We start from the raw sequence: 20,375 nt of genomic DNA, 5'->3' as shown, positions 1-20,375 counted from the left end.
TAAACAACTCTTCTTGCGCTGTTCCATTTTGGGCCATATACCTCATGGCGGTACAAATCCGTAGTCAGGGGGAGACGAACGGTATCGGAACCTGCGCGTACCCCCCGCGACTGACCATTTCAGCTGGGGTGTTTATCGCGATGAGTAACGAAATCAGTCGTTTCGAGCAGGATTTTGAGGTTGATGCCAGCGGCTGGTCGGGCCCGGTTACCCTGATCAGCAGCGATCCTTTGGGTGGCGCATCGGGTAGTAATTATGCGACCGTCGAGCAGGGTGCCTTCACCCGCTTCGGCAGCTATTCGAGCGAGTTCGCCGGCGGCTACACCACCCGCATCGCTGTCTATATCGACGTGAACTGGATGGCTGGTGAAGGTTTTGACTATTCGGTGGCGTCCAGCACGCAGAACGCCGAGCTGCCGTCTGCCGCAGGCGGCCACCGCCGCGATTTCATCTTCCATGTCACCAAGGACGCATCGGGCGTCGTCTATGTGAATGCCTCCAACAATGCCGGTCCCGCGCCGCGCGCCGACTTGGGCGGGCTGGCCGGAACGGGCATCATCACCGTAAGTGGCTGGTACACCTTCGAGCAGACGTTCCGTGACAATGGTGACGGCACTCTGGCAGTAGACTTCAAAGTCATCGGCAGCGATCCCGCACCGGTCTTTGAAAAGACGCTGAACGAGTCCAGTGATATTCTGGATACTGTTGTCGGTGGCAATCGTTATGGTTGGTTCGTCAATAATACTGTCGATGGCGGGCTCAAGATCGACAGCGTGAGCCTGTTCGAAGCCGAAGGCTATGGCACGCCCGCCAATGATACGATCGTCGGCTCGGCTGCCGATGAAACCTTCTACACCTCGGCCGGCAATGATGTGATCGACGGCCAGGGTGGCCGCGATACCTATGATGCCTCCGGCGCCGGCGAAGGCGTGACGGTCGATCTGGACAGCAACCCGTTCGACGCTGTTGTTGCCGGTGACGGCGTGGCGATTGGCGGTGCCAGCGTGGGCCTTGATGGCCTGACCAGCATCGAGAACGTGCGCGGCTCGAGCTTTAACGACGTGATCAACGGCAGCGCCGGCGACAATGTGTTCTATGCCTCGGGCGGCACTGACATCATCAATGGCGACGGCAACGCGCCGGGCAATGGCCCGCGTGGCGACACTTTTGATGCCAGTGCGGCCACCACCAACGTGACCATCAATCTGGCCGGCCAGACGGCAACCGGCTTTGGCGGCACCAGCACAATCAAGAACATCGAGAACGCCGTCGGCGGTTCGGGCAACGACACCATCACGGGCTCATCGGCCAACAATATGCTGGTCGGCAATGCCGGTGCGGATACCTTCATGGCCACCGCCGGCAGTGACCGCATCGATGGCGGTGCCGACGCCGACACTGTGGTGTTCACGGGCGGTTCGTCCGACTACACCATCACCTGGGATGGTGCGACGGCCATCGTGACCGACAAGGCCAATCCGTCCAATGTGACGACCATTACCAATGCTGGCACGCTGACCTTTGCCGGCGGCCAGAAGGTGCTGCTGGTTGGTGAGCATGGCGAATTCGCGACGATCCAGTCCGGCGTCAATGCAGCTGCCAATGGCGATATCGTCCTGGTGGCGAGCGGCCTCTACACGGAATCGGTGACGGTTACCGACCGCGCGATCACGATCGAAGGGCAGGGCGTGGTCGACGTCCATGGCCAGTTCTCGGTCAGCGACGTCATGAACGATGGTGACGTGCTCAAGTTCGTCAATCTCAATATCGATGCCACCGGCAACTCCTACGGCATCACCGTGCGGTCGAGCGCGACCGATGTTTCCGGCGTCAATGCCGGTACTGTGGTGCTCGATGGCGTGGACATTGCCAATGCGAACAGCCAGGGCCTGTTCTATGCCCATCCGTCCAATGGCTCGACGCCGGTCAACACCAATACCATCGGCGCCTTCGTCATCGAAGACTCCAGCTTCACCGACAATGGCCAGCTCCATAGCGGTGCCCGTGGCAAGGGCCACATCAACCTTTTCGGCTTCAACGGCGATCTGACGATCACCGATTCCAGCTTCAGCAGCCCGACCGATGGGTTGATGATGCCGGTATTTGGCAGTGGCGGCACAGCGTCTGGCACTGAAGTGTATCCGCACAAGGCCATTTCGGTCAGCGGCGTTCGCACCGGCACCCCCGGCGTTGACGGCTACCAGGACTCTGGCAGCTTCACCTTCACCAATGTGACCGTGTCGGGCACCTATGGTTCGGATGCCGTGTCGGTCTATGACATGGAGAGCTTTGCCACCGACCCTGTGCTCGACATTGACTTCGTTGACGCCAGCGCGCCGTGGGGCCTGGTGAACTTTGATGGCACCGGTGGCACGGTCGACTTCTCCACCATCACGGGCGAGAATGCAGCCGGTCCGATCGTCACGCCGCAGGGTCTGGCCAGCGACGATGTTTTCACCGGTACGTCCGGCGTGGATGTCTTCTCCGGTCGCGGCGGGAATGATACGCTGATCGGCAATGGTGGCACCGACCATTTCGTTGGTGGTGCTGGCGCCGATACCATGACGGGCGGCGCTGACGCCGACACGTTCTACTATGCTGCCGGGTCGGAAATGACCGGCGACGTCATCGACGGCGGGGATGGTGCTGACCAGATCATCTTCAGCTCCACTGCCGCAGACGACACTCTGACCATCGGCAGTGGTGTCCAGAATGTCGAAGCGGTGTTCATTGCCGGCAATGCCGGCGGCAATGTCGATGCCAGCGGTGCATCTGCCCTGACCAATGGTCTTTCGATCACTGGCGACAACACTGACAACACCATCACCGGCACTGCCTTCAATGACTCCATTTTCGGCGTCGGGGGCGATGATACGCTGATCGGCGGCGACGGCGACGACGACTTTGTCACCGGTAGCGGCAGCAACAGCGTCGATGGCGGAATGGGCGTCGACAGCGTGTTCTATTCGACCGCGGCCAACCTGGTCTGGACGGCTTCGGGCTGGAGCAATGGCACCGATCTGCTGACGGGTGTTGAAATTGTCGACGACGGTGCGACGGTCTATCGCATCGTCGGCCACAACGGCTACGCCAGCATCCAGGCGGCGATTGATGCGGCCGACGCAGGTGACGTGGTGATCATCGGCGAAGGCACCTATGCCGAGAACCTGGTGATCGACAAGGCCATTACCCTGCTGGGCTCCGGTGATGTCCACCTGTCTGCGGCGTCGGGTGCCGCGATCAGCTTTGACGGCGTGGGTGGCGATGTCACCATCTCCAACATCGATATCTCGGGCAGCGGTGATACCGCGATCCTGGTCGACGATGGCGATAGCATTGGCACCCTGACCATCACGCGCGGCTCGATCACGGGCTTCTCCCAGTTTGGTCTGGCCGTGTTCGGCGACAATGTCGGCGCGATTGCCATGTCGGGCACGGAGCTGTCCGGCGCTGGTTATCTGGTCAAGCTCTACGACTACACCGGCGACGCCAGCTTCACCGACGTGTCGGCAACCGGCACGGGTGCCGCAGGCGCGTTCGAGCTGATCGGCACGCCCAACAATGATCTGGGCAGCAGCGCCCCGATCGGCACGGTCAGCTTTGACAATGTCACGGTGGACGGCACGTTCACCAAGGCACCGGTGGCAATCTACAACTTCACCGATGCCGATGGCCTGAGCGTGAATGATCTTGATGTCTCCGGCGCGACCGCCGGGGCTGGCTGGCCCACCGTCAATATCGACGGCATTGCCGGCAATCTGGATGCCTCCGGCTTTACCATCGTGTCCAGCCCCATGCAGGTGATTGCCCTGCAGGGCGACAAGGCGGGCCAGCCGACCCACGAGAACACCATTTCGGGCACCGCCGGCGATGATCTGCTCATCGGCCATGGCGGCAATGACGTGATGGAAGGCAATGGCGGCAATGACACCTTCTGGGGTAGCAATGCCGGCGCCGCCTCGATCGGCGAAGGCAACGACACCATGATCGGTGGCACCGGCCTCGATACCGCTGTCTATGCCGACACGCTCAGTGTCGGCGACTTCTCGGTGGATGGCAGCGGCAATTGGGTGCTGACGGCGTCCGGCTCGGGCGCTGACAGCCTGCAGCTCGAAATTGTCGAGCATGCCGGCGGCCGCTATCTGCTGGTGGGCGGGGCAGGTGGCTATGCCGATCTGCAGACCGCGATCAATGCGTCGCAGTCTGGCGATGTGATCCTGGTCACCGGCACCCACAGCGGCAACGTCAACGTCAATGTGGCCGGCATTTCTATCGTCGGCGTGGGCAATGCGGTCATCCAGGGTTCGTTCAATACGGACAACGGGATCACCGGCTCCACCGCAGACTTCTTCCAGGCCGCCACGGGCTACAGCACGGCCGCCGGGACCGGCTTGGTGCTGAGTGCTGACAATGTCAGCATCTCCAACATGGCCATCGCTGGCTTCAACTATGCCATCAACCTGGGCAATGGCATTGACGATGTGAGCATCAAGGATGTCGCCATCAGCGACTCGGTGGTGGGCATCAACAAGGGCACGGCGGCTGTCGTGACTGGGCTGGATATCACCGGCGGCAGCATCACCGACAGCTACATGGGTATCAACTTTGCCAAGGCCACCGGGTCGGGCGGCATGGCGACCGATGTCGTCATCGACGGGACCCATTTCGAGCATCTCACCGAAAAGGGCATCTACGTCGAAACCTTCGACCAGAGCACGATCAAGAACGTGGTCATGGACGACGTCGGCACCTTCGGCCGCGGTTACGCCTTCGCGGCCAAGACGCCCTACGACCAGACCGGCGAGTTCGGCAATGGCATCGACATCAACCTCAAGTACGGCGCCTATTCGGGCATCGTGATCGAGGGCTTCACGATGACCAATGTCGGCGCCAGCAATGGTCCCGACACGGTTCCCGCCGATTTCGGCGCAGCCATCGGCATCAAGGTGCGCGATGATGGGAGCTATGGTGGCGTCAACGCTGCGAGCTACACCGGCTCGGTGATTGTGCGGGACGGCACGATCGATGATACCTCGACCGGTATCCGCGCTGGCGAACCCGGCAAGGCCATCGCAGGCCCGGTCGTCGAGGTCAGCGGCGTCACCATCACGGGTGCAACTGTTGCCGACATCGACAATGTGACGCAGTCCACCATGACGGTCACCGCCGGCGCCGAGAACGACTTCGTCGCCGCACCGACCACCACGGGCAGCATTACCTTTATCGGCGACGCCGACGCCAATATCTTTGTCGGCGGCAGCGGCCGCGACAGCTTTACCGGCGGCGGTGGCGTTGATGACATCACCGGCGGCGCGGGTGTTGATACAGCGATCTATGCCGACACGGTGACCATTGTCGCCACGCCTGCGGGAGGCTGGACGGTTTCGTCGGCCTCTGAAGGCACCGATACCGTTTCGGGCGTCGAGATCATCCAGGATCTGGCCAGCGGCACGCGTACGCTGCTGGTCGGTGGTGGCGGCTTCGCCACCCTGGCCGATGCCCTGGCGGCTGCGGTTGATGGCGATACCATCATGCTCTCGGTGGGCACTCATGTGGGTGATGCCACCATCAGCAAGTCGGTCACCATTATCGGCGCCAATGCCGGTGTCGGTGGTGCCGGCAGCCGCGGAGCGGAATCGGTCATCGACGGCAAGGTCACCATCTCGGCGGCCGGTGCGGTGGTTGTGGATGGCGTCAAGCTCCTGCACGACCAGACGGGGAGCTATTCCCTGGGCATGACCACCTCGGGCCACACCGTGACCAACTCGGTGTTCGAGAGCACGGTTTACGGTGGTGCCACCAACGTGGACCGCGCAATCTTCGTTGGTCCGATGGCCAGCGGCACGATCACGATCACCGACAATCTGATCACTGCCGGTGATAACCAGCCCTATGGTCTTTATAGCACTGCGGCATGGCGTTCGGGCATCTGGTCGGACGGCGGTGGGGTTGAAACCATCATCACCGGCAATACCTTCGAGAATACCCGTACGGCGGCCAACCTCGACTCGTTCACCAACACCGACAGCGACGTCTCGGGCAATACCATCGTCAATTCTGGCACCGGCTTTGCCTTTGGCCTGGCGGCAACGGCGATCGACAGCGTCGGCCCGAACACCTTTGAGGGCGTGGCCACCGAGTTCAATACCCGCAACTTGACGGCTCCGGTGACGCTGGACGTCTCGGACGATGTGGTCACCAACACGCCCACCGATGAGTACTTGCTCGTCGACGGCAGCATCACGGCCGCCGACACCATCACCGGCACCTCGGGCAAGGACTATATCTCGACCAATGGTGGTGACGACCTCATCACCGGCGGGGCAGGCGACGATATCATACTTGGTGGCGCGGGCGTGGATACGGCGATCTACAACACTGCCATCACCACGGCTGACATCACCAGCGGCGCCGGCAGCTTCACGGTCGATGGCGGCGCAGACGGCACCGACATGCTCGCAGGTGTCGAAATCATCCAGGGCACTGCGGGCAGCATCCTGCTGGTCGGCAATGGCGGCTTCGCCTCGCTGGCGGCCGCGGTGGCCTATGCCCATGCCGGGGACACCATCGTACTGGGCGATGGCGCCATCGGCAGCGGTGACGTCATCATCGGTGCAAGCCTGGCTGGCCTCAAGATCATCGGCGCGGGCCATGGCGTGGATGCCAGCGGCCTTGATCCGGCGACAGTAGCTGGCAGCACCTACACCGGGCGCATCATTGTGCAGGCGGACAATGTGGTCATCGACGGCCTGCGCATTGCGCAGGGCGGCAATGGTGGCCCCCATGACGCGGCAGGCATTGTGGTCTCGGGCAGCAATGTCAGCATTTCCAACAGCGTGTTCTACCGCAGTGGCGGGCTGACCGATGGCTACCGTGCCATCGTCACCGACATTGGCACGGGCACCGGGCTTTCGGTGACCAACAGTGCCTTCACCGGCTGGTCGACCGGCGTCTATGTCAATGGCTCCAACGGGGTTACCTTCACCGGCAACAGCTTTGTGGGCAACAATGTCGGCGTTTCGCTCGACACCTATGCCTCGCTGGTATCGGCGACCGTTTCAGGCAACAGCTTCGACAACGCGGTTGAGAACATCGGCATTGGCGCTTCGGCCGCCAGCTTCGATGCAACCACGCTGGTTGGGGTGAACACCTTCGGCGGCACCGCCACGGCAGTGGGCATCTATGCCCTGGGTGGCGGGGCTCAGGCCATCATTGGCACGGCCAACGCCGACCTGGTCGATGGCGGCGCCAATGCCTTCGCACAGACCGTCACGGCCGGCCTGGGTGATGACAACATCACGCTGGGGTCTGGCACTGATACCGTCATCTACAATCTGGGCGACGGCAATGACACGATTGACGGCGGGGCGGATACCGACCTGCTCGACATCCGGGCGAGCGGAGCGACCGGGCCGACCACTGCGACGATCAGCAATGGCTCAGTTGCCATCAACATGGCCACCTTGACCATGAGCGGCATCGAGAATGTCAAGCTGACCCTGGGCTCGGGCGCCTTTGCCGATGTGGTCGACGCCTCCGGCTTCACCGCTGGCACACTGGACCTGACCCTGGGCGGTGGTGACGACAGCTACCGGGCTGCCAATGGCACCGGCCATGTCGTCAATGCCGGGGCAGGGAGCAAGGATCTGATCGATCTCAGCACCATGTCGAGCGGCGTGACGCTGAACCTGGGTTCGGGTTCGCTGACCGGCGTCGGCTTCTCTCAGACCATGACAGGCTTCGAGAATGTCCGTGGTTCCGCCTTTGCTGATGCCCTCTATGGCAACAGCTCGGCCAATACCTTCTTTGCCACGCTCGGCAATGACCTGATCAATGGCGGCGCCGGGGTGGATACCTATGATGCCTCTGCCATCACGGCGGGCATGAATATCGACCTCAACGGCATCGCCTCATCGATCCTGTTCAGCCAGTCGCTGACCAGCATCGAAAACGCCATCGGCACGGCCCAGGATGACTATATCTACGGCAATAGCCTGGCCAACGTGCTCAATGGCGGCAATGGCAATGACGAACTGTTCGGCGGCGCCGGCAATGATACGCTGACCGGTGGTGACGGTATCGACACGGCTGTCTTCCAGGGCAACCGCTCGCAATACCTGATCAACTATGCCGCCGGTACGATCACCGGTGTGGATGGTACTGACAGCTTCTCGGGGATCGAACGCTTCCAGTTCGATGACATGCTGGTCACGGCTGTCACCAAGGGCGACTACAATGGCAATCTGCGGGCCGATATCCTGCTCGTGGACAGTGCCCATGTAGATCCGGTCAAGGGGGCGCCCATCGTGCTGCGCGACGGCGGGGCACCCGGGACTTCGGTTGATATGGGCCATGTGTTCGGCAATACGCTGCTCGGCGTGGGCGATTTCGACGGTGACGGCAAGACCGACATCCTGCAGAAGACAGCCAGCGGCTGGCACTCGTTCCGCAGCGGTGGCGAGACCAATGTGAACATCGGCAGTGTCGGCAACCGCAGCGTCTTGGCTGTGGGTGACTTCAATGGCGACGGCAAGGATGACGTGCTGCTCAAGTCCCCGACAGACTATCTGTCGATGCTCGACGGCGCCCATGCCAATGTCAACATCGGCTCGATCGCGGGCAAGGAAGTGGTCGGTATCGGTGACCTGAACGGAGATGGCCGTGACGACATCCTGTTCAAGTCCACGTCCAGCTCCTTCATGTCCTATCTGTCGGTCACCGACAGCGGGCTGGCGAGCACCGATCTCGGTGTTCAGAACGGGCGCTCCCTGATCGGCCTGGCCGACATCAACGGCGATGGCAGCGACGAGCTGGTGTTCCAAAATGCCAATGGCTGGGTCAGCTACCTCAACGGCAGCAGCATTGGTTACCAGACCAATCGTGCTCTGGTCGGCGTGGGTGACTTCAATGGCGACGGCAAGGACGATCTTTTGTTCCAGAGCAACAGCAATGGCTTCCTGAACTACTTCTCGGCTGGCCAGACCAACGTCAACGTCGGTCTGTTCACCGGGCAGCAGGTGGTGGGCATCGGCGACTATGACGGTGATGGTCGCGACGATATCCTGCTCAAGGATAGTGCCACCAATGTCGTAAGCTACCTCTCACATGGTAGTGCATCGGCGCCGGTGGTAGTCGGGGACATCACAGGCCTGGATATTGTCTTCAAGGACAATGGTCTTGGGATCAGCGACGATATGCTGCTCGCCTAGAAATATTGTTCTGCGCCGGGGTCCGCATTCCATGCGGACCCCATTTTGTTTCAGAGGCAATCTACGCATGCACGAACTGCAGACTACCTGTGCGCAGGGTGCTTGCGTGACTGGCATGATATTACGGGAATTCCTGAGATATCGGGCATTTGCAGGGGAGTGCCGATCGCTCCATTTACCTTTCCGCCTAACCATCGGACCACTTGGTCAATATTGGGCGGATGACACCCGCAATGCATTATGGCAGTGTTAATGAATAGTTAAGTTGGATCTGTGAGGACGGCATGGACCTGCAGCTGGCTGAGAGTAACGCTTCCTACAAGATCACCTCGGAACAATCCGGTCTGGTGAATACTGAAGCGAGTCCCTACTATACGGCGCCGGTCGCGCGATCTGTTGCCGGCGGTCTGACCTTCTCGGTGGATGGCAATGCGCCGGTCAGGCCCTTGTCGCTGGCGGTCAAGCGGGTCCTCGATGTCGTGCTGTCCGCCTTGGCCCTGGTTGCGCTGCTGCCGCTGCTGGTTCTGGTGGCGATTGCGATCAAGGTCACCAGCCCAGGACCGGTGCTTTTCGTGCAGCAGCGGCCAGGCCTGCATGGGGCGCTGTTCCCGATGCTCAAGTTCCGCACAATGTACAATCACATGGGTGACCGTTCGGGTCTGCAGCAGACTGTCAAGAACGACCAGCGCATCACGCGCATCGGCGCCTTTCTGCGCCGGACCTCCATCGACGAGCTGCCACAGCTGATCAATATCCTGCTCGGACATATGTCGATCATCGGCCCGCGCCCACATCCGGTGCGCATGCTGGCCGGCGGCATGGACTACCAGCAACTGGTGCCCTACTACGCCAAGCGCTGGGAGATGCGTCCGGGCCTGTCGGGCTGGGCCCAGGTCAATGGTCTGCGCGGTCCCACTGATCGCGCCGAGGTGGCTGTGGCCCGTATCAATCACGACTTGGCCTATATTCAGAACTTCTCCATCCAGCTTGATATCAAGATCATCGTGGCGACGCTGTGGCGCGAGTTCGTCGGCGGCTCTGGCTTCTAGTCCGTCATATGGAAATCAGCGCGCCTTTCGGATATGGCTGAGCGGCGGCGGTTTGACTAACTTGCCGCGCATTTGTGCGGTATGCGCACCCTTGTCTTGGCAGGTGCAGCCTGCGGAGCCTGTAGGTCTGCGCTTGGAAGGTAAGTTTAATGGGTAAGCGCGTTCTGATTACTGGCGGAGCAGGGTTCATTGGATCCCACCTCAGCCGGCGCCTGCTGGCAGAGGGCCATGAGGTGCTCTGCGTCGACAATTTCTTCACCGGCTCACGCGACAACATCATCGACTTGCTGGATGATCGTCGCTTCGAACTGCTGCGTCACGACGTGACTTTTCCGCTCTATGTCGAAGTCGACCAGATCTACAATCTGGCCTGTCCGGCGTCGCCGGTGCACTACCAGTTCGATCCGGTGCAGACGACCAAGACCAGCGTGATGGGCGCCATCAACATGCTGGGCCTGGCCAAGCGGCTGCGCGTGCCGATCCTGCAGGCTTCGACCTCGGAGGTCTATGGCGATCCCGAAGTGCATCCGCAGGAGGAATCCTATTGGGGCCATGTCAACACGATCGGGCCGCGCTCCTGCTATGACGAAGGCAAGCGCTGCGCCGAGACGCTGTTCTTTGACTATCACCGCCAGCACAAGCTGCAGATCAAGGTGATCCGCATCTTCAACACCTATGGACCCAATATGCATCCGGCTGACGGGCGCGTGGTGTCCAATTTTGTAGTTCAGGCGCTGCGCGGCGAAGACATCACCATTTATGGCGACGGCAGCCAGACCCGTTCGTTCTGCTATGTATCCGACCTGGTCGATGCCATGACCCGCATGATGGGAACCGATCCCTCGGTCACTGGCCCGATCAATACCGGCAATCCCAATGAGTTCACTATCAAGCAACTGGCCGATTTGGTGGTAGAGATTGTCAACTCCGGCTCCAAGGTGGTCTATCGCGACCTGCCGGTTGATGACCCCAAACAGCGCCGCCCGGACATCACGCGCGCCCGCAAGGTGCTCGACTGGGAGCCCACCGTGCAATTGCGCGAGGGTCTGCGCCTGACCATCGATTACTTCGACCAGTTGCTGGCCAAGTCGGCCTGATCAGAGCGAGCGGGGCCAATGAGCAATACGGCGGTTGTACTAGGTGGGAGCGGCTTTATCGGCTCGCACCTGCTCCGGCTGCTTGCTGGCAACGGCCGGCATGGCCGCATCGTTTCGCTCGATATTGCTGAGCCGCGCGAGCGGCTCGACGGGGTGGAATATCACCTGGCTGACCTGCGCGATCCGATCCCGGATGGCTTCGGCAATGCCGGCGCCACCCTCTACAATCTGGTGGCGCTGCGCAATTTTCCCGGCCATCCGTTCCAGGACTATTACGAGACCAATGTGGTCTCGGTGCAGCGGGCCATCGACTTCGCGGAGCGCATCGGCGCTCTCGAAATGGTCTTTACCAGCACCATGTCGGTCTATGGCCCGGGGGAGGACCCCAAGGTGGAGTCCAGCCCGCTGCGGCCCGTCAATCCCTATGGTCATTCCAAACGGATCGGCGAAGCGCTCAACGCTGGCTGGCTAGCCCGCGACCCGCGCCGGCGGCTGGTCACCTGCCGCCCGGCGGTGATTTTCGGCTATCGGGACGACGGCAATTTCACCCGCCTGGCGCGCCTCTTGGAGCGCGGGATGTTCGTCTTCGTGGGGCGCCGCGACACGATCAAGAGCTCGGGCTATGTCGGCGATCTCGTGCGCAGCTTCCTGTTCGCGCTCGACAGCGGGCAGCGCGAGGTCGTCTATAATTTCGCCTATCCCAAGTCCTATACGATTGCCGACGTCGTGGATGCGTTTCGCGCTGTTGCCAACTTCGCACCGGCCCGCGCGACCGTGCCACTGCCGTTGCTGAACATGGCCGCCATTCCCTTTGAGGTGGCCAATGCAGTGGGGCTGCGCAATCCCGTCCACCGTGACCGTATCCGCAAGCTCTATGAGAGCACGAACATCGTGCCGCGCTGGCTGGTGGACCATGGCTTTGAGTTCGAGACCGATCTCCGCTCGGCCTTGGCCGAATGGCAGGCGCAGTCGCCCGGTGGCCGCTTCGTCTGACGCGTCCGCCTAGTTCTAGACCTGGCTGTCTGCTGCGGCCTGCGCCTCGGCGGTGCGGCGGCGTACTTCGCGGCGGATGATGGTGGGCACGGCGGCGGCCATGCCGGCATAGATCCAGATAAAGGGCGTGCGATAGCTGTCAAAGGATACGCCGATCAGCAGCGCACCGGCCAGGCCGATTGCGGTGGCCAGGATCAGATTGCTCTCGTTGCGTGTCAGCCGGCGGATGCCTGCGGCCCGGGCGAGGCCGGCGAAGAAGGCCCACATCACGCCATAGAAGGCGGTGAAACCGATGATGCCGGTCTCGGCCAGCACGCGCCAGTAGAGGCTGTAGCTTGGCGGGAACTCGTCGGCTCTGGCTTCGCCAAGGAAGGCGTTGACCTCCCAGCTCAGCGTGCTGACGTAGTTCACCGCCGAGCGATAATAGAAGCCATATTGGCCAAAGCCGACGCCGCCATAGGGATGGCGCGTCCACATGTCGATGGCAGCGTTGACCGCGGTCAGCCGGGTAATGTCGGAGATGCGGTTGGCCGAGCCGGCGAGGCCCGAGAGGTCGCCCCCCAGGACATAGAGAAACAGCGGCGGCGCGATGATGATGGTCACTGGCAGGATCACGATCAGACTGATCATGCGGGCCAGGCGGGAGCCAAACAGATACAGGCCGATCAGCAGCACCAGCTGCGCCAGCATGATCAGATAGGCGGTGCGTGAATCCGACATGGTGCCGAAGATGATGAACAGCAGGCCGAACAGGGCATAGCGCTGCCGCTCGCCGATGCTATTGCCGCGATAGAGCGCGCCGAACCACAGCGCCGGCAGCAGGCCGACCATGACGATCGAATTGAACGAGGGCTCAAAGGAGACGCCTGACAGCCGGCCCTTGGCGAAATAGGGACCGGTGGACACGAAGCGCTTGATGGGGGTGATGAGCTCGCGCAGCGGATCGACGTACCAGGACACCACCTCGACGATCCAGATGATCACCAGGAACACCACCAGCGGATGCACCACGCGGCGCACGAACTGGGCGATCTGCTGCAAGGTGACCGTGCGCAGGAAGGCGAAGACGGCGAAGGCGAAATAGACGTAGAGCAGGAAGACCAGGATGGAATTGACGAACTTGGCCGGGCCGCTGATGTCGCCGAGCATGGCAACGGAAATATCGTCATAGGCCAGGATATAGTTGACCAGCAGCAGCATCGGCACGGCGAGCAGCAACAACAGCACGCGCATGTCGCTGAGCAGGCGCGAAACCACTAGGCCCAGGGTCGCCAGCAGAAAGCCGAACATCGGATAGATCGAGGCTTCGACACTCAGCTCGCGCAGCAGCGGTGGGCCGTTGATGCCGTTGAAGGGCAGGCAGAAGAAGATCAGCGCCAGCAGCAGCGCCTGCACCTGTTGGGCGGTCCAGCCGCTGCGCAGGGCAGGGTGCGTCGTGCTGGTGCTGTCCAGGGCGCCCAGGGTCACCGCACGATCCGCAACAGGCTTTTCAGCTTCATGGTGTGTCGCCTCTCCAGCACGAGATTTGGCAGCCGGCGCAGCACGCCGAAATAGCTGCCCCAGTAGAGGGGACGGAAGTTCATCAGGCAAGCCCGTACAATATTCTTGGCCTGCTTGCGGGCCTGACGGGTGGAAATGGCGTCCTCTGCCAGTTCGTAGTCGACATAGGCCACAGGCAGGTTGCGCGTCTCGAAGCGCTTCACGATGCGCATGAACAGCTCATAGTCCTGCGCCTGGCGAAAGCTCTCGTCATAGACGCCGACACTGTCGAACACTGCGGTGCGGAACATGACCGTGGGGTGAAAAAAGGCCGTGCGATAGTGGATGGCGTCGCGGATCTCGGCGCTTTCCAGCGGCACTTTGGCGATGCCGACCTCGGTGCCGTCCGGATTGACGTAGCGTACAAAGCAGCCGCACAGCTGCAGGCCCGGATTGTCCCGGAAGGCCTCGAATTGGGCGAGAAGTCGGCCCGGATGCAGCGTGTCACCGGCATCGAGCCGGGCGGTGAAGGCGTAGCCCTGGGCGCGGATATGGGCGAGGCCGAAGTTGAGCGCCTTGGTAATCCCGCCATTGGCCGGCATAGGCAGCAGCACGATGGACTGACCGTGGGCTGCGGCCGGCGCGGTGATGGGCGTGGGGCTGCCGTCGTCGACGATAACGATGTCAAAGGCAATGCCTTGACCGCCAAGACTATGCAATGTTCTGTCCAATCCAGCCTGATCCTTGAATACCGGGATCAACAGGGCAATATCGGCGGTCCGCGCAGGCAGGTCGGTCATGGGATTGCTCATATTGGGCAGCAAATTCTGGTGACAGGCGGAGTGAACACTAGGCGTGCGGCCAATTTGTCCGCAAGTGATGAAACTGTGGTTTAAGCAGGACAGCTTGACGATAGTTCAGGGCGCGCGGCTGCTATGCGTTGACTGGCATTGCGCCCCAAACCCCGGACCGTGGTAGGGTCGGGTCAAGAGTGGAGGCTTCGTGTGAAACCGGCGTATCTCGGCAAGGCGCTCCTGGGCATTATCGGCGGCGTCCCCAGGGTCACCACCCTGGATGAGGCGGGCGTTGTCGCCAGCAGCCGGACGCTGGCCCAGCAGGTGGCCGACAGTGGCTTTTCGCCCACTCATATCGTGGCCATTGCCAATGGCGGCATTCCGATTGCCCGGCCGTTCAGCACGGTGTTTCCCGGCGCCGAATTCGTCGTCGTCACCAAGCAGCGAGCGGCAACCCAGCTCAAGGAACAGAGCTCCGGCTTCAAACAGCTGGTGCAGCGGTCGCCCGATGTGGTGACCACATTTTTCCGCCGGGTCGAGCATTGGTCGCGCTACCAGGAGCGCGACTTTGCCCGCGATCCCATTGTGCTGCCAGCGGACGATGGCCTGATCTGGCCGGTGCTCGAAGCCGCGCCGCAGCGTATCATCGTGGTCGACGACGCGGTCGATACTGGCACCTCCATTGAGTTTGTCGCCGCCAGCGCTCGTCGCCGCTTCGGGCCCATGTGCGATGTGCGCACCGCCGCGCTGACCATCAGCGGGGTCAATCCGCAGGCGCGGGCTGATTATGCGCTGATGGAAGGGGTCAATATCCGCTTTTTCTGGTCCAAGGACTTCAAGGGATGACCCGGCTGGTCTTTGTTGATCTCGATGGCACCTATGTCCGCGCCAATTCCTTTCATCGCTGGCTGAAATATCTGGCGTTTTCGCCCGAGACGCCGCTGTCGCCACCAGGCCGCGCCGCGGTGCTGCTGCTTGGTGGACTGCGTGCCGCACGGGTGATTTCCCATGCCCGGCTCAAGGCTGGCGTGCTGGCCCAGGTGGCGCGGCGGCCGGAGGCGCGCCAGGCCGCCGCAGCCACTGCCTATGCCCAGGCGCTGGCGAGCGACATCGCCGCCCCGGTCCGCAATCTGGTCACCCAGCTGCGCGCCAGGGGCGCACGCACCGTGCTGGCTACCGCCGCGCCGGGCAATTATGCCCATGCCTTTGCCAAGGCGCAGGGCTTTGACGATTGCCTGGCCACCGCCGCAACCGTCGGACCGGGCTGGCACGAGCTGCTTGGGCCGCACAAGGCCGAGGCCTGCCTGGCCTATAGCGCGCACCTGGGCATTGCAGCTGCCGAGACCATGGCTTTCACCGACCATCGCGACGATCTGCCCTTGATCGCCCAATCTGGCCTGACCATCTGGTGCGGCCCGACCGACCAGCTCCCCGCCATCCAGTCCGCCAGCCCCTCCCGCGTCATCGGCCTGGCGGCAGCGGAACGGGTGGGGGTAAATGGGCTTCTCACTCCGGGGGCGGTGGCATGAGCAAGAGGGGCATATGGCTTGATCTCCATCGCAATTCAGGAAAGTCCGGGGTGTTGGGCTTCCTAATTGCCCTGATCACCAGCCCTGGGTTTTGTGCCGTTCTGCTCTACCGCATGTCCTGTGCCACGCGGCGCTGGGGACCGGTGGGCAAGGTGCTTTCAATTCTGATATGGCGCGCCAATATCTCCGCATTCGGTTGCCATTTGAGCCCCACATCCCGCTGTGGAGAAGGGCTTCTGTTGCCCCACCCGGTAGGGATTGTGATCGGGCAGGGTGTCTTGATCGGCGACAATGCCGAGATCTATCAGAACGTAACGTTTGGTACGGCAGATTTTTCCAAGGGCGAGTACCCGAAGATTGAGTCCGATGTGAAGGTGTTTCCGGGCGCTGTCATTGTCGGCAAGGTCACAGTGGGACGAAGGGCCGTCATCGGCGCCAATTCTTACGTGGCGAAAGATGTGCCTGCAGGCATGGTGGTGGCTGGTAGTCCTGCCAAGGTAATCCGTCCCGTTGGCTGAGCACTTGCATCGAGGTCCGAAGTGATTGGGTCGGTTGTTCGGACTTATGGGTTCTTTCTGCTTCGCACGCTGATTCCGCTGGCCCTGCTGCCGGCCCTATCGCATGCGCTCGGGGCGGAAGGCTTCGGTATCGCGCTGACCATGCAGTCGCTGGGCCTGATTGGTTCGCTGGTCGTGCAGTATGGATTTCACGTCTCGGCTTCTCGCGAGATCGGGTTGGCCACCGAACCGGGCCAGATCAAGCGAATTTCGAGCAAGGTCCTTGGCGCGCAGGGCATCACCAGCATCATTGCGGCGCTGCTTGTGACACTGGGCGGCGTTTTTACCGGCATCTTTGCAGGTTCGATCTGGCCAATAGCCAGTGCGGTGTTGTTCACGATTGGCACCGGGCTTAGCCCTGCCTGGTATTTCCGTGGTACCGGGCGGGCGGCAACAGGAATTGCGCTGGAGGTAATTGGGCAGGCGGTATCCCTGATGGCCATTGTATCGCTCGTCCGGGGCCCGGAGCATTTGGAGCTTTCCTTGCTCGCCGTTGCGCTCGGGCCAGTTCTGTCCACGATCATAGGCTTGGGCTGGATGGGGCGAGAACTCGGCGGTCTTGATCGCCCGTCACGCGCCGCCGTTATAGAGGCCGTCAGTGCCGGGTTTCCATTGTTTCTGGTGCGGGCCTCCAGCTCCGGTTTCACCTTCGGGTCGGTCTGGATTGTCGGGTTGTTGGCCACAGCGCAGGATGCGGCCTATTTTGGTGTCGCCAGCAAGCTGATCGGCGCCATAACTGTGATGTCGCAGCCGATCACGTTCACGCTTCTGCCCAGTATTGCGCGAGCGGCAAAGGAATCGCCTCAGGCTGCCGCGCGTGTGGCCGCCAAATGGGGCGGTGCTTTGCTGGTGGTTGCGGTCTGCGGCGTAGTGGGCGTCTATGTTTTGGGTGACTTCGTCATCAGTCTACTTTTTGCGGACGACATGGCACCCGCGGCTGAGCTCACAAAGCTGCTGTCCTGGGTCTGCATTCTGGTCGCCATCAAGGAGACGATGGGCGATCTGCTGTTGATCCCGTTGCACCGGGACCGGATAGTGGCAGGTGCCGTGATGTTTGGCGGCGCCAGCGGTTTGGCGCTAGCGCTCCTGCTGGTTCCGATGTGGGGCAGTGTGGGCATGGTCCTTGCCCGCATGGTCGCTGAAGGGTTCGTTATACTTGTTCTGTTTGTTGGCATAGGGATGCTGTTTAGAGCTGCGCGGCCATCCGTCAGCCCGTAAGCAGGCGGATGCACGCTCCATTGAGCCAGCCTACCGGCAGAGGAGTGGCCTGCATGTGGCCGAGTAGAGAGACCACGCTGCCAGTGTCGAGCACAGCTGCGGCATCGAAGCTGGCCGCTGGATGTGCCAGAACAAGACTGTCATCGGCGCGCGTCGCGATCGTCCCCGTCGTCACAATAGGGGAGGTGAAGGTGCTTCCGAGTTCCATCTGGCCGCCTGCCACCCGCAGCGTCAGCGTGATCGCGGCGGCACTGCCATAGGCGATTTCGATGACGGGGCGGACATAGGCGGTGCTGGGCTGGATCAGGGTCTGGGTTTCGCTGAAGCGCTGCGGGGTGGCCGAAAGGCTATCGCGGATATTGGTGCCATAGAGCGTGCCCAGGGCGCTGCCGCCGGCGGCGATCTCGATCAGGTTGATGCGGACGAAGTTGATATTGGTCATCGTGCCGGCGGGCAGGCTGAGAAAGACCGATTGCGTCCAGGTCTGGCCGCCCAGGGCGGGGATGCCGGTGGGGCTGTCGAACGAGATCTGCGTGCCGTTGGCCGAGCTGCTGGTGCCGGCCAGGGTGAGATCGACATAGGGCAGGCCGCGTTCGCTGCCGGTGCTGCCGACGCCGGCGGTGAGCCCTCCGCCGACAAAGCGCGTCCAATTGGTCGGCAGAGTGCCCGGCGTGCCGGCCAGTGCACCCATGCCCGCGCTGTTGCGGATGGAATTGGTGCGTGCGGGCTCGAGCAGCAGGCCGCGATCGGTGATGGCGGGCATGTCGGGGGCAAAGATCAGGAAGTTGCCGGCCAGGTCCGGGGCCAGCTTGCTGCTGGCGCGGGAGAAGCTGATGGCCTCGGCGGCCGGCACGCCCGTGCCGGCGCGCATATAGCGGCCGAGCGGGAAGTCGGCAGCATAGAGCGCGCCGGGCGGCCACCAGGGAGCCGGGCGATTGCCCGTGACGGGGGAGAGGGCCAGGCGCAGCATCAGATCAGCCCGATCAGGCCGGTGGCCGTGGTGGCGCTGGCCCGCACCTGGCGGACGCGCAGCGGCAGGATGGAGCCCGATGCGGCGCCGGCCAGGGTCAGGGGCGCGCCCGAGGCCAGCACCAGGGTGATGGCGCCAGCGCCACCGACATAGAGCGCGCGGGTGATTTCGGGCAGGTCGATGGTGTCGCTGGGGGTGATGGCAAAGCCGTGGCCGGCGGGTGATTCAAGGCCGGGGGCATGGTCGGCAAAGCGGTCTGGCATAATGGGCTCCTGGTCGATGGCTGTCGGCCAGGAGCATAAGGCCGCTGTCGGCGCCGGGGACAAACGGCACCGGCTGGATCGGTCAGGCGGGGGTGAGGGTCCCGGGCGCCGTGCTCAGGCGATAGGCGCGCCAGCCGCTGGCGGTTTCGAGCAGCAGGTCGTCAATGCCGTCCTTGTCATGGTCTTCCACGGCCACCAGCTTGAGGCCGTTGTAATCGCCCAGCGACAGCGCCTTGCCGGTGCCCAGGGCATAGAGCCAGCCGCTGGGCCGCTGCAGCAGCACCTGGGCGGCGCCATTGCCCTCAAACTTGCCGACCGCCAGGGGCTGGCTGTCGCCGGCCTTGCCCAGATCCAGCGCACCGGCCTTGAGGCTGAGGGCGAAGAGCCAGGCGGAATCGTCGCGGCGCAGCACCACATCGGCCAGGCCATCGCCATCCACATCGCCCAGGCCGACGACGCTCATGCCGGCCACCGAGCCGATATCGACTGTGCTGCCGTCGGGCTTGGCGAGATAGAGCCAGTCGCCGGCGCGCAGCAGCGTGTCGGGCGCGCCGTCGCCGTCGAGGTCGGCTGCAGGACCGCCCAGGAGGGCGGCAACCGACAGGCTCTCCGGAGGCGTGGATGCGGCGGGCTTGCTCTTGCCGACCGGCTCGGCTGGTGCTGTGATTGCGGCGGTGGCGATGGGCGCCGCGCCATCGAGCAGCTGGCCGATCGGACCTGCGGCAGCGGGGGTCAGCGGGCCGGCGCTGCACAGCGTCTGAATGCCGCCCTTGGCGCAGAGCGCATTGATCTGGGTGATGGTGTCGGCGGTCAGCAGGCCCGTGGGCCCGGCCCTGCGCAGGCCCTGGTCCACGAGACCCTGCTGGACCAGATAGACATAGAGATTGGCATTGACCGCCACCAGATCCGGCAGCAGCGTGCCCAGGGCGGCCCCGGCGGCCTTGATGTCGCTGCTGGCTTGCTCAAAGCCGGCGGGCCCGTTGATGCCGCCGAGGCCGGCGATCAGGTCGGCCTGTGAACTGGACTGCCCCAGGGCTGGTCCGACCGTCGGCCCAGCCAGAAGAATGGCGAAGGCGAGAGCTTGATGGGCTTTCATAGCGCGTCTCCATTGCATGGTAAACGCAAGGTTACGGTTTTTGCATCCAAACAACCAGAGCCTGCAGCGCAGTAACAATCCCAGTAGACGCAATGCAGCCGTGAAGTAGGCGCGAGTGCGG

General features: G+C 62.6%; 13 protein-coding genes. 8 read left to right on the top strand and 5 right to left on the bottom strand.

Annotated features, from left to right (window positions below; translation table 11 throughout):
• Positions 1-140 precede the first annotated feature (140 nt).
• From E8M79_RS12885 to E8M79_RS12870, 4 genes are all read left to right on the top strand, one after another.
• Positions 141-9,209, top strand: coding sequence for an FG-GAP repeat protein (locus E8M79_RS12885; RefSeq protein WP_171015847.1), 9,069 nt, complete (start codon positions 141-143; stop codon positions 9,207-9,209).
• A 284-nt stretch (positions 9,210-9,493) separates the two neighbouring features.
• Entirely contained in the window at positions 9,494-10,258 is a 765-nt protein-coding gene (locus E8M79_RS12880) for a sugar transferase (RefSeq protein ID WP_248304986.1), read from the top strand.
• A gap of 149 nt (positions 10,259-10,407) precedes the next feature.
• Positions 10,408-11,355, top strand: a complete 948-nt coding sequence (locus E8M79_RS12875) for a UDP-glucuronic acid decarboxylase family protein (protein ID WP_137152284.1) — start codon at positions 10,408-10,410, stop codon at positions 11,353-11,355.
• Between the two features lie 18 nt (positions 11,356-11,373).
• Positions 11,374-12,348 carry an NAD(P)-dependent oxidoreductase gene (locus tag E8M79_RS12870; RefSeq protein WP_137152283.1) on the top strand — a complete coding sequence of 325 codons (975 nt, stop codon included), beginning with the start codon at positions 11,374-11,376 and terminating at the stop codon, positions 12,346-12,348.
• 15 nt (positions 12,349-12,363) lie between these two features.
• Here E8M79_RS12870 and E8M79_RS12865 read toward each other — a convergent pair whose 3' ends face one another.
• Positions 12,364-13,815, bottom strand: a complete 1,452-nt coding sequence (locus tag E8M79_RS12865; protein ID WP_137152282.1) for an O-antigen ligase family protein — start codon at positions 13,813-13,815, stop codon at positions 12,364-12,366.
• Positions 13,812-14,627 (bottom strand): glycosyltransferase, encoded by an 816-nt coding sequence (locus E8M79_RS12860; RefSeq protein ID WP_171015846.1) that lies wholly within the window; start codon positions 14,625-14,627, stop codon positions 13,812-13,814. The genes E8M79_RS12865 and E8M79_RS12860 overlap by 4 nt, the downstream gene beginning before the upstream one ends.
• 204 nt (positions 14,628-14,831) lie before the next feature.
• On the opposite strand from E8M79_RS12860, the gene E8M79_RS12855 reads away from it, so the two are divergent.
• The 4 genes from E8M79_RS12855 to E8M79_RS12840 are packed head-to-tail and all read left to right on the top strand — an operon-like array spanning position 14,832 to position 17,925.
• Positions 14,832-15,467, top strand: a complete 636-nt coding sequence (locus tag E8M79_RS12855; RefSeq protein WP_171015845.1) for a phosphoribosyltransferase family protein — start codon at positions 14,832-14,834, stop codon at positions 15,465-15,467.
• The gene (locus tag E8M79_RS12850; protein WP_137152279.1) at positions 15,464-16,150 is read left to right on the top strand and encodes a haloacid dehalogenase-like hydrolase; all 687 of its coding nucleotides are present in this window, start codon (positions 15,464-15,466) and stop codon (positions 16,148-16,150) included. Before E8M79_RS12855 ends, E8M79_RS12850 begins: the two co-directional genes overlap by 4 nt.
• Entirely contained in the window at positions 16,147-16,668 is a 522-nt protein-coding gene (locus tag E8M79_RS12845; protein ID WP_137152278.1) for a hypothetical protein, read from the top strand. The genes E8M79_RS12850 and E8M79_RS12845 overlap by 4 nt, the downstream gene beginning before the upstream one ends.
• 21 nt (positions 16,669-16,689) lie before the next feature.
• Positions 16,690-17,925, top strand: a complete 1,236-nt coding sequence (locus tag E8M79_RS12840; RefSeq protein ID WP_137152277.1) for an oligosaccharide flippase family protein — start codon at positions 16,690-16,692, stop codon at positions 17,923-17,925.
• Here the strand turns inward: E8M79_RS12840 and E8M79_RS12835 are convergent.
• The 3 genes from E8M79_RS12835 to E8M79_RS12825 all read right to left on the bottom strand — a co-directional run bounded on the left by E8M79_RS12835 (position 17,915) and on the right by E8M79_RS12825 (position 20,254).
• On the bottom strand, positions 17,915-18,895 hold the full coding sequence (locus E8M79_RS12835; protein WP_137152276.1) for a hypothetical protein: 981 nt from the start codon (positions 18,893-18,895) through the stop codon (positions 17,915-17,917). The two genes, E8M79_RS12840 and E8M79_RS12835, sit on opposite strands and share 11 nt — an antisense overlap.
• Positions 18,895-19,158: a hypothetical protein gene (locus E8M79_RS12830; RefSeq protein ID WP_137152275.1), complete on the bottom strand. Its 264-nt coding sequence runs from the start codon at positions 19,156-19,158 to the stop codon at positions 18,895-18,897. The genes E8M79_RS12835 and E8M79_RS12830 overlap by 1 nt, the downstream gene beginning before the upstream one ends.
• 82 nt (positions 19,159-19,240) lie before the next feature.
• A complete protein-coding gene (locus tag E8M79_RS12825; protein ID WP_137152274.1) occupies positions 19,241-20,254 on the bottom strand; it encodes a VCBS repeat-containing protein in 1,014 nt (337 codons plus the stop codon).
• Positions 20,255-20,375: the final 121 nt, after the last annotated feature.

It is taken from the genome of Devosia sp. FKR38, assembly GCF_005222805.1.
Lineage (GTDB): Bacteria > Pseudomonadota > Alphaproteobacteria > Rhizobiales > Devosiaceae > Devosia.
This window is presented reverse-complemented; position numbering and strand designations above follow the sequence as displayed.